Origin of the sequence: Pseudoalteromonas sp. CST2 (genome assembly GCF_028599385.1) — a bacterium.
Taxonomy (GTDB): Bacteria; Pseudomonadota; Gammaproteobacteria; order Enterobacterales; family Alteromonadaceae; genus Pseudoalteromonas; species Pseudoalteromonas atlantica.
The window spans coordinates 188559-201350 of the sequence record NZ_JAQREO010000004.1 but is presented as its reverse complement, the minus strand read 5'-3'; the positions used below and the strand labels follow the sequence as shown (position 1 = coordinate 201350).

13 protein-coding genes are annotated in these 12792 nt (G+C 40.6%); 3 read left to right on the top strand and 10 right to left on the bottom strand.

Going from position 1 to position 12792, the window contains the following annotated elements; genetic code table 11:
* Nucleotides 1-5: 5 nt before the first annotated feature.
* On the bottom strand, nt 6-3134 hold the full coding sequence (locus PSH41_RS07825; RefSeq protein WP_273588958.1) for an efflux RND transporter permease subunit: 3129 nt from the start codon (nt 3132-3134) through the stop codon (nt 6-8).
* A 2-nt stretch (nt 3135-3136) separates the two neighbouring features.
* Nucleotides 3137-4369 (bottom strand): efflux RND transporter periplasmic adaptor subunit, encoded by a 1233-nt coding sequence (locus PSH41_RS07820; protein ID WP_273588959.1) that lies wholly within the window; start codon nt 4367-4369, stop codon nt 3137-3139.
* A gap of 148 nt (nt 4370-4517) precedes the next feature.
* Here PSH41_RS07820 and PSH41_RS07815 point away from each other — a divergent pair, with 148 nt between their 5' ends.
* Complete coding sequence (locus tag PSH41_RS07815; protein ID WP_096042013.1) at nt 4518-5456, top strand: LysR family transcriptional regulator; 939 nt, start codon at nt 4518-4520, stop codon at nt 5454-5456.
* Here the strand turns inward: PSH41_RS07815 and PSH41_RS07810 are convergent.
* Complete coding sequence (locus PSH41_RS07810) at nt 5445-6722, bottom strand: VCBS domain-containing protein (RefSeq protein ID WP_273588960.1); 1278 nt, start codon at nt 6720-6722, stop codon at nt 5445-5447. The two genes, PSH41_RS07815 and PSH41_RS07810, sit on opposite strands and share 12 nt — an antisense overlap.
* A 215-nt stretch (nt 6723-6937) precedes the next feature.
* Between PSH41_RS07810 and PSH41_RS07805 the strand changes: the two genes are divergently transcribed.
* A complete protein-coding gene (locus PSH41_RS07805; protein ID WP_024033770.1) occupies nt 6938-7177 on the top strand; it encodes an RNA recognition motif domain-containing protein in 240 nt (79 codons plus the stop codon).
* 108 nt (nt 7178-7285) lie between these two features.
* On the opposite strand, the gene PSH41_RS07800 is transcribed toward PSH41_RS07805, so the two are convergent.
* A complete protein-coding gene (locus tag PSH41_RS07800; protein WP_171046485.1) occupies nt 7286-7438 on the bottom strand; it encodes a hypothetical protein in 153 nt (50 codons plus the stop codon).
* Nucleotides 7439-7593: 155 nt separating this feature from the next.
* Between PSH41_RS07800 and PSH41_RS07795 the strand changes: the two genes are divergently transcribed.
* Entirely contained in the window at nt 7594-9216 is a 1623-nt protein-coding gene (locus PSH41_RS07795; protein WP_273588961.1) for a M28 family metallopeptidase, read from the top strand.
* A 52-nt stretch (nt 9217-9268) separates the two neighbouring features.
* Here PSH41_RS07795 and PSH41_RS07790 read toward each other — a convergent pair whose 3' ends face one another.
* From PSH41_RS07790 to PSH41_RS07765, 6 genes are all read right to left on the bottom strand, one after another.
* Nucleotides 9269-10213 (bottom strand): EAL-associated domain-containing protein, encoded by a 945-nt coding sequence (locus PSH41_RS07790; RefSeq protein WP_273588962.1) that lies wholly within the window; start codon nt 10211-10213, stop codon nt 9269-9271.
* A gap of 232 nt (nt 10214-10445) precedes the next feature.
* Entirely contained in the window at nt 10446-10652 is a 207-nt protein-coding gene (locus PSH41_RS07785) for an EF-hand domain-containing protein (protein ID WP_029772194.1), read from the bottom strand.
* Nucleotides 10653-10725: 73 nt separating this feature from the next.
* Nucleotides 10726-10929: a hypothetical protein gene (locus PSH41_RS07780; protein ID WP_064386783.1), complete on the bottom strand. Its 204-nt coding sequence runs from the start codon at nt 10927-10929 to the stop codon at nt 10726-10728.
* Nucleotides 10930-11351: 422 nt separating this feature from the next.
* The gene (locus PSH41_RS07775) at nt 11352-11564 is read right to left on the bottom strand and encodes a calmodulin-like protein (protein ID WP_004585903.1); all 213 of its coding nucleotides are present in this window, start codon (nt 11562-11564) and stop codon (nt 11352-11354) included.
* A gap of 556 nt (nt 11565-12120) precedes the next feature.
* The gene (locus PSH41_RS07770) at nt 12121-12336 is read right to left on the bottom strand and encodes a TIGR02450 family Trp-rich protein (RefSeq protein WP_055017208.1); all 216 of its coding nucleotides are present in this window, start codon (nt 12334-12336) and stop codon (nt 12121-12123) included.
* A 101-nt stretch (nt 12337-12437) separates the two neighbouring features.
* Nucleotides 12438-12788, bottom strand: a complete 351-nt coding sequence (locus PSH41_RS07765) for a cupredoxin domain-containing protein (protein ID WP_273588963.1) — start codon at nt 12786-12788, stop codon at nt 12438-12440.
* Nucleotides 12789-12792: the final 4 nt, after the last annotated feature.

Here is a 12792-nt window from a genome sequence, read left to right as displayed (position 1 = left end):
TCGCTTTAATTTTTACCACTGCGTTTAAGTATATAATAAAACACAGGTGTAAGTATTAAGCCAAATACCGTTACGCCTATCATGCCAGAAAATACCGCAACGCCCATAGCTTGGCGCATTTCAGAGCCTGCTCCCGATGAGAACACCATAGGTACAACCCCCATAATAAATGCTATTGAGGTCATTAATATTGGGCGTAATCGCAACCGGCTCGCCTCTTTAATGGCATTAAATGCATCCATACCTGTATCTTGTAGCTCTTTTGCAAACTCAACAATTAAAATAGCGTTTTTAGTGGCCAGTCCAAACAACACGATTAGGCCAATTTGGGTGAAAATATTATTATCACCACCATAAATAGCCACACCAATCAGCGCACTTAGCAATGTCATAGGCACAATTAAAATAATAGCGACAGGCAAACGTAAGCTTTCGTACTGCGCTGCTAAAACCAAAAATACAAGCAACACAATAAGTGGAAATACATACATTGAAGTATCGCCCGCTAAAATTTGCTGATAGGTTATGTCTGTCCACTCATACGCAATACCCATTGGCAGTGTTTCATCGAGTATTTTTTCTATTGCGGCTTTAGCTTGGTCAGAGCTATACCCTGGTGCGGGTACGCCGTTAACTTCAGCCGTAACATAGCCGTTATAATGCATTACTCTATCTGGCGCTAAACTATGCTCAATACTAAGCACTGCGCCAAGGGGGATCATATCGCCATTTTTATTGCGCACTTTTAATTGCTTAATTTGCTCTACATCTTCCCTGTAGGGTGCATCTGCCTGCACATTTACCTGATACGTGCGACCAAATAAATTAAAGTCGTTCACATAAACTGTGCCCAAATAGCCTTGCATTGCTTCAAATAAGGTGTTTATTTCAAGCCCTAAGCTTAGTGCCTTTTTACGGTCTACCTTCACATCTAGCTGTGGTACGTCGGTTGTAAAACTGGTAAACGCATTAGCAAGAGCGGGATCGGCTTTAGCCTTAGCAATGACTTCATTTGTTACTTGCTGCAAGGTGTCAAACCCTAATGAGCCTCTATCTTCAAGCTGCAGCTTAAAGCCACCAATAGTGCCCATTCCCCTTACTGGAGGAGGCGGAAATATAGCAACATTAGCGCCTTTTATTTGACTAAGTTGTTTATTTAAATCTTCCGCTATTTCAGCTGCCGACATGCGCGGGCCCTGCCGCTTTGAAAACGGCTCTAACGGTGTAAACATCATTCCCGAACTTGGGTTTATAGATAAACCATTAATGCTTAAACCTGCAAAGGCGACGGCGTCACTAACGCCTGGGTGCGCCCTGATTATCTCTGACATTTGGCGAACCACCGCTTCAGAGCGATCTAGCGATGCTGCATTAGGTAATTGCGCAAAAGCGACGAGATACATTTTATCCTGCGGCGGAACATATCCTGTTGGCGTATTTTCAAACTGCTGCCACGTTAAGGCCAGCAAACCAACGTATAGCACACCAATTATGCCGCCCTTATGCACTATTCGGCCAACGGCTCCTGTGTATTTACCCGAGGCTTTATCGAACATTTTGTTAAAAGGCGTAAATAACCAGCGGCCAAATAATTTATTAATGGCACGACTTAACCAATCGTTGTCTTGCCCATGAGGTTTGAGTAATAACGCAGCCAGCGCTGGGCTTAGCGTAAGTGAGTTAATGGCAGAAAGCACTGTTGAAATAGTAATTGTAAGAGCAAATTGACGATAAAATTGCCCTGTTAAACCGCTCATAAACGCAGTAGGAATAAACACCGCAGCAAGCACTAAAGTAGTGGCAATAATAGGCCCTGTTACTTCTTTCATTGCTTGAGTGGTTGCATCAATGGGGCTTAATCCCTCACTGATGTTTCTTTCAACGTTTTCGACCACAACAATGGCATCATCAACAACAATACCGATTGCTAACACCAAGCCAAATAACGACAACGCATTAAGTGAAAATCCCATTAAATGCATAAAAGCAAAGGTGCCCACTAATGAAATTGGCACTGCCACCAGCGGAATAATAGATGCTCGCCATGTTTGTAAAAACAGCACGATGACCAACACAACTAATAAAACCGCTTCAAATAATGTATCGACTACGGCTTCAATAGAGCCCCTTACAAATACGGTAGGGTCATACACTATTTCATAGCTCATACCCTCTGGAAATAGCGCCGACAGTTCAGCCATTTTAGCGCGCACATCGTCAGAAATTTGTAATGCATTAGAGCCTGGTGCTTGAAAAACAGGCACAGCGGCAATTGATTCATTATTAAGAAGTGGCCTAAGGGTATAACTATCTGCACCTAGCTCTACTCTAGCAACATCTTTTAGCAGTGTAATTTCGCCGTTATCGCCCGTTTTTACGATTATTTCTTCAAATTCATCTTGCTCTATTAAGCGCCCTTCTACATTGATAAGCCATTGAAACTCACTGGTGCCTATGGGTTGTGCGCCTAGGCTTCCTGCCGCAGCTTGCTGATTTTGCGAGCGAATAGCATTGACTACATCACTTGGATTTAAACTGAGCGCCGCTAATTTGTTAGGCTCTAGCCACACACGCATACTGTAATCGCCTGCGCCAAATACACGTACTTGGCCCACACCATTAATGCGCTTTAGCTCATCTTTTATAAATTGATCGCTATAATTAGACAGGTACAAACTGTCGTATCGCCCTGTAGGCGAAGTTATGTGTACCGCGAGGGTAAGGTTGGGTGATGACTTTTCGGTGACTACACCTAGCCTTTGTACTTCCTCTGGTAGGCGAGGTATTGCTCTATTTACCCTATTTTGTACCAAGGTAGTTGCTTCGTCGGGATCGCTCCCTATCGCAAAGGTGACTGTTAATGTCATGGTGCCGGCAGAGTTTGCAAGCGATGACTGGTACAGCATGTTTTCTACGCCGTTTATCTCTTGTTCAAGCACTGTGGCCACGGTTTCGGCTATTACCTTAGGATTGGCACCTGGGTAGTTAGCTGTAACAACAACCGTGGGGGGTACTACATCTGGGTATTCTGTAATAGGTAATTGCCATATGGCTATGGCACCCCCTATAAAAATAAGAATAGATAAAACCGCTGCAAAAATAGGTCGATGAATAAAAAACTGAGAAAAATTCATTATTACATGCCTATTTCAAGTGTTGGCTCGGCATTGGCTAAGCGGTTTTGGTTATCAACCTTTTGCTGCCAAGCTTGTAACTCGTTTAAAGTACTTTGCTTTGCCATATTAATTAATTCTGGCGTAATGAGTACGCCAGAGCGCACGCGCTGCAAGCCATTAACTACTATGCGTTCGCCGCTTTTTAAACCTTGTTTAATAACTCGTAGCTCACCCACTTTGTCGCCTAAAGTAATGGCGCGGTATTGCACTTTATTTTGCTCATCAACCGTTAAAACGTATTTATTATTTAAATCGGTACCAATGGCTTTCTCAGCAATTAAAATACCTTGCTCAGTATTGCCCCCGGCTAATTTTAAATGGGCGAATAACCCAGGTAAAATCGCGCCGTCTTGATTATTAAATACAGCCCGCACGCGTAATGTACCGGTTTGGGTATTTACTTGGTTATCAACAAAATCAAGCTTGCCCCAGTGTTGGTAATTTTGCTCATTCGCTAAACGCATCGCCACAGGTAACGCGGTAGATTGATTGTTATCAAGGTGCGCTTGTTGATAGTTAAGCCATGTTGCTTCATCAATATCAAAATAGGCATATACTTGCTCTGTAGAGACAATAGAGGTCATTACAGTTTGCCCTGCACTGACATAGTTGCCCTCGGTAATTAACGCACGAGACACTCGCCCAGAAATAGGCGCTTCTACGCGTGTAAAGGTTTTGTTTAGCTGTGCAAGCTCAAGGGATGCATTACTTTGTGCTACGTAGGCATTTGCCTGGTCAACCTCTGCGCCTCGGGTCTCTAATAACTCTTTAGATATTGATTTACTTTTAAATAGCTCTTTAGCTCGATTAAAATCTTGCTTTGCTAGTTTTAAGCGGCTTTTTGCTTCATCAAGTTGCGCTGTAAGGCGGTTTACTTGTGCATTAAATTCGCGGCTATCAATTAAAAATAAGGTGTCGCCTTTATTTACCAGCTCACCCTCTTCAAATGCTGCCGCTTCAATATAACCAGATACGCGAGGACGCAAAGACACTATTTGCGGCGACTCTAGCCGCCCTGTAAAGCTGTCCCACTCGGTTATTCGCTGACTTATTACTTCGGCCACTTCTACGGCCACTCCTTGCGTAGAATCATCATTACTTTGAATAGAACTTGGTTTATCGCTGCATGCACCCAGTATTATCGCTAATAGCGCAATAATAAACGTGTATGTAAATTTATATATAGCTGACATGGTTAACTCTCTTGCTGTACGAGTTGTGTTAAAATCTGCTTATATTATGAACGCGGCAAAAGCATAAAAATAATTATATTATTGTATAAAACACATCACTAAAAATGATGTAAAATAATCTTACATTTAAAATTTATAACGGTGCTATATGCGTCCTCAAGAGCTTAATTTACTAATGATTTTTGATGCCATCATGACTGAAGGCAGTATCACTCGTGCAGCAGAGCAATTATCGCTGACACAACCTGCGGTATCTAACGCGCTTGCACGTATGCGCGCAGCGTGGGGAGAAGAGTTATTTATAAAAGATGGCCGAAATATTCAACCTACTGCATTTGCTAACAATTTATGGGGGCAAATACAGGGGCCACTTGGATCATTAGAGCATGCTATAAACCAAAGTGAATTTAACCCAGCGACAGCGCAGCGCACTTTTCGTATTTCTGCCGCTGATATATTTGTAGAAATGATATGGGGGCCTCTTCGTAAAATTATTGAGCAGCAGGCCCCAGGCATTAATATCCATGCAATCCCTAATCGGGCGGTAGAGGCTGCCAATGTACTTAAAGACGCCGAAGCCGAACTGGCAATTAATCGCTACACCCTGTCTGAAAACGTTATTAGAGCCGAGCACTTATTAAAGCCTAAATATGTTGTACTTATGCGCCCTGACCACCCGCTTGCTAATGCCCCTTTAAGTATTACTGACTTTGCTAATACAGATCATTTATTAGTATCAATTACGGGCGATATTTTAGGGCCATCTGATCAAGCACTAAGAGTATTAGGATTAAAACGCCGAGTAGCGATGACGGTAAATAACGCGGCAAATGTACCTAATATTCTTAAAAATACCGATCTTATTTGTGTCCTCCCCTCAATAGCGCTTGAGCAGGAAATATTTACCAATAAGCTCGTGGTTTTAAAAAGCCCTATTGATACGCCACCAACACCCGTCTCTGTTATTTGGCATAAGCGCCAAGACAACGATGCCGGTTTGCAGTGGATACGCCGTCACATAGTGGCTATTATTCAACAACGTGTAAGTAGCCACGATAAAAAACTAGGCAAATATTTACTGCGCTAAAACGCCTTTTTTAATCACAAAATCAGCAAATCGTACCTGCTCTTCTTCAGCGCGAAGGCTATCGGTTTCGACTATTGAACGATAGACACCCCATTTAGGACGGGCAAAGTCACCATCGCTAAAGCCACGCCACATATCTATGTTTTGCTCGCTAATGCTAAATAGCTCTTCGTTGTCACTTAACCGGGTTAGGGTCATTTCAAATTGCCCCGCTTCACTAAAAGTAGCTTGTACAAATACCGCTATCCATTCATCAGTAATGAGTGACCAGTCGGTTTCGATAAGGTTTTTATCAAGCCCTGTGCTGTTACCGTTTTCATCAAAGCCTGCGCTATAACGTACTTGCAGCTGATTACCTGTACTGTTTTTTTGTGCACCAGAGAGCGTAATAATAGGTTGGTCGTCGTTGCCATTGGTATTGTCGTTGCTGTCGTTACGGGCTTTTATTTGGAAAAAGTGACTGAATTTACTACTCAGCTCAAGCTCGCTAGAGACTTTAAACTTCCAACTGTATTGTACGGTTTCGTCTTTAAAAGCAAGTGTTGCGGCGGGCGATTTATCAAAGGCTTTTATTTCGTTGCGCTGGCGGTCGGTTGCGCCCTTATCTTTATCTTGGTCTTCATCACGATGTGCTAAAAACACAAAGTGATTACCTACAGTTGAGTCAGTATCTTCAATAATATGCACAACATTTTGATGATTACCGCTATACATATCAGGCGATTCAATTGCACCTTCACTAAACGCATTTTCTATTAATGTATAAGCACTTAGCCCTGTGTTTTCGCCATCGGCATTGAGGGTTGTTTCTTGCGTTACTATAAAATCATCACGGCCTGCAGTGCCTATAATGGTTATAGACACTGTCGCTTCGGTGCCATCTACCGATGTGACGGTTATTTCATCAAGTAAGGTTTCGCCCTCGTTTAATGCACTCACAGTGGCATGCTCGCCATTAAGTGTATATGACCAATTACCATCCTCAGTTAAGCTAAATGAACCATAAGTTGTGGTGTTATTGCTTTGCGTTTTAAATACTGCCTCATTGGCTTGTGCATCAGTTATAGATAGTTCACCTGAAATTGCTATATCGCGGGTATTTTCAATACTTACAAATGTTTGACCGCTAATAACCGCGGCGCTTTGCGCTACAACCGATGCATTTACAGGCTCACTTTTTGACCCTGAGCTACCGCACCCTACAGCTAAAATACCCAAAGAACAAACAGAAGTAATAGTTAAAATACGCAAGCCAAACTTTGACATAAACAACCAGCCCAGGTTAATGGTAAGTAAATAAAGTAAAATATAACTTACCAATTATTTGTTTTAATAACTAGATCTTTATTACCAGTATGGTTTTATAATTGTTAGCAGAGCTATTTGTGAAAAACAACTTTAAATAAAAGGGTAAAAATAAAATTAGGTTAAAACCAAGTTACTTGAGATAATCCTCAGCGAACCCCTTATTTAGGTTATATATGAAATTATTAGTTCGTAATTTGTCTCGCGCTACCACAGAGCAAGACCTTCGCACGTTGTTTGCAGCACACGGTAAAGTAACTACCTGTAACTTAGTGCTTGATAAAGATACTGGTTTATCAAAAGGTTTTGCCTTTGTAGAAATGCCAAACGACATAGAAAGTAGAAGCGCTATTAAAGCACTTAATCAATTAAGCGTTGATAAAAGCAAAATTCGCGTAAAATACGCAGATGAGTAATTAGTTACTTGCTATATGATTAAAACCAGCTATTTGCTGGTTTTTTACGTTTTAAGGTACGCTATAGAACAGGTTAATATTAGCGCGGCGCTTTAAAATATTAAGCGCCTAGGGTGCCGCTTTTTTTATACTAATTGTACCTAACACTACAAAAGATGCAGCTAAAGCAAAAAACATCGCTTGCTGTGCGAGCAAAGCTGCTGCAAAAAATGCTACGCCGCTGCCTATAAACAGGTATCCGCTTTTTTTAGATTGGCTCATTGTGTGTGCTCCATTTATTGTTGTCGATTATTTATACACCCTACACCGGCAATTTTCAATTTTTGAAAAATAGAACTGGCAAGATGATAAATATTCGACTCACATCAGTGCTTCCTTTATATTAAAAGCCAATTTTTAAAACTATTCAGAAAACTATGGCCTCTACTTTTTTTAAAAGCGCTAGCCTAAGCCTGCTAGTCGCTCTCTTTGGTTGCTCTGAACCTGCAAGCGAGCATTCTTCTTTAGAAAATACGCCCGGCGTAAGCCTAAATAACGTTAAACAGCATATAAAAACGCTAGCCTCTGATGACTTTCAAGGTCGCGGCCCACTTACTCATGGTGAAGTAAAAACAGTGGGTTACTTGAGCGAGCAATACGAAGCTATGGGTTTAACTGGCGCGTATAATGGTAAGTTTTTACAGCCGGTAAAAATGGCAATGGTCACGGCCAACCAAAATATGCAATTGCAGGTGGGCGACTTAAAGTTTAAAGCAGGTAACGATTTTACCGCCCGTACAGAGCAATTACAGCCAGTAATAGATGTACGAAACTCTGACATTGTATTTGTGGGCTACGGTATTAATGCCCCCGAATACAACTGGAACGATTACGAAAACATTAATGTTGAAGGTAAAACCGTTATTGTATTGGTAAACGACCCTGGCTTTGCTACACAAAACGATGCGTTATTTACAGGTAATGCTATGACCTACTACGGCCGCTGGACTTACAAATACGAAGAAGCCGCACGCCAAGGTGCCAAAGCGGTATTTATTGTGCACGAAACTGCCCCTGCGGCTTACCCTTGGGGCGTGGTTGAAAGCTCAAACACAGGAACTAAATACACCCTGATGGACAATAACCTAAACGTTTCTAAGCTCCCAGTTATGGGCTGGCTAACACTTAATACTACTGAGCAAATTTTTAATGCCGCGCAGCTTAACTATCAAAATTTAAAACAAAAGGCTTTAAGTGATGACTTTAAAGCCACAGCGCTTAATTTAACAGCCAACCTTTCATTTAAAAACGAAGTATCGCATGCCAAGTCACATAACGTAGTTGCGCAAATTACAGGAAGCGACGCCCCTAATGAGTACGTGGTAATAGGTGCTCATTGGGATCATTTTGGTACCAAGCAAACCGACAGCGGCCCTAAAATTTATAACGGCGCAGTGGATAATGCCTCTGGCACAGCGGCCACACTCGAAATTGCCCGCATTATGAATCAAATCCACCAGCAAACACCGTTTAAACGCTCTATTTTATTTGCTAATTTTACCGCAGAAGAAACTGGCCTCATTGGCTCGCAAGAGTTTGCAACCGGTGGCGTTGTGCCCACTAAACAAATGGTCGGGCTATTAAATATTGACGGAATGAATGTGCTAGATGGCACTGATTACATTTTGCAATACGGTAACGATTTATCCACCCTAGAAAACTACCTAGCAAACGCGGCAAAAGCGCAAGGTCGCGTTGTTAAAATGGACCCTCGCCCGCAAAACGGTTTGTTTTTTAGATCAGATCATTTTTCTTTAGCTAAGCAAGGTGTGCCGAGTTTATTATTTATGAGCCTTGGCGATACCGACCCTGATTACATTGCGCATAAATACCATAAAGAAGCCGACGATTTCTCGCCGCAGTGGTCATTAGGTGGCGTAAAGCAAGACATAGAGCTTATTGTTGATATAGCCACGCAGCTTGCTAACAATGGCGATTGGCCTACATGGACGAGTGACTCAGACTTTAAAGCAAAGCGCGAGCAAGATAAGCCGCATTAGCAGGTAAAGTTTAAAGCTAAATAATAATCATACCAATCGCATTAAAATCCTCCTACTCGGAGGATTTTAACTTTGAGCGCGCCCGCATTAGTAAGGTTTCGGCTTTGGCCCCTAAATACACATAAATAGCCAAGGCTATTAAAAGCCCTACCACCGCAAGCATCATCGCAATGGCCGGTAATAAGTATTCAGCCTGCCCCAACGCTGCCTTAAACATGGTTAATAGCGCCTCAATAGATATTGCAATTAGCACGGTAGATATAAACCGGGTAATTGTGCGCCGTGTAGAAGAGTGCCTAAATATATCCTTATGCATTAAAATCTCTTCTTCGAGAATGGTCTTTCCTAAATCAAACACAGCCAACGCTAAAGTAATATATATAATAATGCTAAAGGGCTCGAGGGGATCAGACGCTGAGTCAAAGTGGGTTAATAATGCATATATATCGTTAAATACTATGCTCAGTAAAAAGAGTACCAAAGTAAATAAACACGCCACAATCACCCCATAACCCGCTTTAAAATAAGGCGAAATACCGGCACGCGCGCTGTCTCCCATTACAAACTCAATTAACTGGGTTAAGCATACGTCTAACACTAAATAATGCTGCTGGTTGATTGGCTTTTTTAGCTCTTTAATAGCCGAAATACATAAATGATTAGTTGCGATAGAAATATACGGATCGGTAAAGCACACCGAATCGGTTTGTTTAGATTGTAAAAAGTAAGGGCGCTCACTTAAATCTTGCTGATTACCTTGCTCGGCTAATTTTTTATAGGCACGCTTAAAGCAAACGTTATTGCCTTGCTGAAGCCCAGATTCGTTTAAACAATATTGCAGCTCTAAAAAGGGATATTGCTTTACTAAAAAACGTGTATCTCGATTTTTGTTAAGCCCATCTTCAATACTCATTAAAATAGAGTCAAGCAAGCTGTGTATTACTTGCTCATACTCATGGTAGCGCTCAACACTACTTATATAACTCATTCGCGCCATAATTGTGTACTCACTCAATTGCTATAGCGTTAACTAAGCAAGTTTAAAACCAAGTATAAAAAGTGTTTTTATTCATAAGGTTAAGGTTTTAACATACGCTCATTTGCACCTATTTGGTGAAAAAGCCGTTATGCCTGCGCCATGCACAAAAAAAGCAGCTAAGTAAATGTTACTTAACTGCTTTGTGAGTATGACCTGATAAATTTTAAGCGCGTAAAACTACGCCATAAAATTATTGTACTTTAGAAAACTCTTGCTGTGAAAGCTCACCATTTTTATCTGTATCGAGCTTATCAAACAACCGTGCTAACTGTGCGTTGGCTTGTGCTTCTGTTTTGCTAATTACGCCATCACCATTGGCATCAAAACTGTTGAAGTCGACCGCGGCAAACGCCGCTGATGAAGAGGCAAGGGCTAGAAGTGCGATAAATTTTTTCATAATCATTTCCTTAGGCTAAGTGCTTGGCAAAGGGGAAGAAATCCTTTTCTGAGATCCATAAAGGGAGAATCGGTTATTTGTATTCAAAAAAATCGTTTTCGGTTAGGCTATTTCGGCTTTGCATATTTAATTGCTGCATTATTTGCTCTGCTGATTGATCACTTTGGTTTGTTAAACCACCTTCGCCTTGCATAGGTGTTTTAAACTCTGTATTTGCCAATACCACCGATGATGACACCAAGGTGATAAGTACAAGTGTTGTTTTCAGCTTAGTCATAATGTAATCCTTCAATAATATGCATTACCTGTATAAATTTGCACTGAGGTGGTTACAATTCACTTCCTTGTTATTCTTTTTAATAGGCTCCCTTGCCTATTTAGGTTGTCTTTGGCAACTCAGAATTATGCTTACACCACAGCGCATTAATCGTCTACGCTTGTAAAACCTCTGCTTTAAAAAGTTTACCGTTTGTGTTGGTATCAAACTTTGCAAATGTGCCAGAAAATACCAGCGCTATTGCAAGCAAAGTTGGGTATCGCTTTTACATAACGATTCCTTCGCTATGTGTTTATAATAAAATGCCCTGTGTATTACACTGTCCTTGTTATTCTTTATGGTAAGCTCCCTTGCCTACTTAGGTTGTCTTTGGCAACACAGAATTAACGTGCCACTGGGCGTTAACTACTCAAAGCACTCACTTATGCTTTGTCGAACTCACTCTTAGATAGCTCGTTGTTTTTGTCAGTATCAAGTTTTGTAAACTGACTCATTAATTCAGCATCAGCAGATGCTTCTAACGGGCTTAATGTGCCACTGCCATCTTTATCGAGTGTGTCAAAATCTGTTACTGCAAAAGCCGCTGATGAAGAGGCTAAAGCCATTAATACCAATGTTGATTGTGCCTTTTTCATAATGAAATCCTTCATAGGGTTAGGGGAGTAGCCAATTGGCGTTACCCACGTTTTGCTTAATACAGCTTAGCTATTACAACTTCAGTGCCATGTTTTATTTTTACTTAATAAACAATTAGTTATACGATAAGTATATGAAAAAATTAAGTTTCGAGGGGTATTTTTGTTGCTTTTTAGCAACAGTTAGATGAGCCACTTAAAATAAAACAATAGAATCAACAACTTATGATTTATAAAAAAGCCACACATGAGCTAAAAGCTAACTAAAAACATAATGTGGGGAAGTTTAAGAATAAACTAAAGCTGAACAGCTTAATTAAAACAATTAAACGTTATAAAACCTAAAACATAACCAATTGAAATGTATTGATATTTATAAAGTTTTTAGCGTTTATTTTTTATAAGCATGGCAAGCCTGTAAAAAACAGGCATTTGTTGCCAAATGGCGAATTTAGTAAAAGGCAGGGGTTAAAAAGGGTGCGCATTGCATTTAGTTGGGCATTGCATTTAGTTGGGCATAACAAATTGGCGTTTTTAAAGTATAAAAACAATTTAACTACTTCCAGCCTTGACGCCATTTTTGTGTGTCTTTTAAATCTCGCCAGCGTATTGGGTACTGATTTTTAGAAAATACCGACTCGGTAATGCATTCAATTACATTACCCTCTTCATCGTATTCTACTTCTACAATGATAAAGTGTTTTTCTTTGTTGATAGCTGGAGTGGCAGTCCACTTACTGTTTAGTAATTTTTTAGGGTTTAAGTTATTCATTAAATAATCTAGTGTGCTTAATTAACACTAATACGACATAACCCGTTGTTTAGCTCAACATAAAGTTAGGCCGTATTAATGTTACTTAATCAACTTACTGGTTACTCAGCGATTAACTTACCTTTATACATTTTCATTTGGCAATGAAAGTCGTACTCACCTGCTTTTAGTGCAGGCAAAGTGATTTTATTATCTCCCATTGCAAGGCTTTCACTTACATCAAGCTGCGGGAACACCATAGTTTCGGCGCACGGTGCACTGTCTTTTCTATCAAATGTAAGTGTTACTTTTTTATTGGCCGCCACCTTTATATGACTTGGTTGATAAACGCCGTTATCTACCACTATGGTTTGCGTATTATCATTACTGTGTATTTGCTTTGGCTTATAAAGCCAAAACCAATAAATAATGGCCACTATTAATACTGCACCAAGTAAATTTATCATAAACATTATC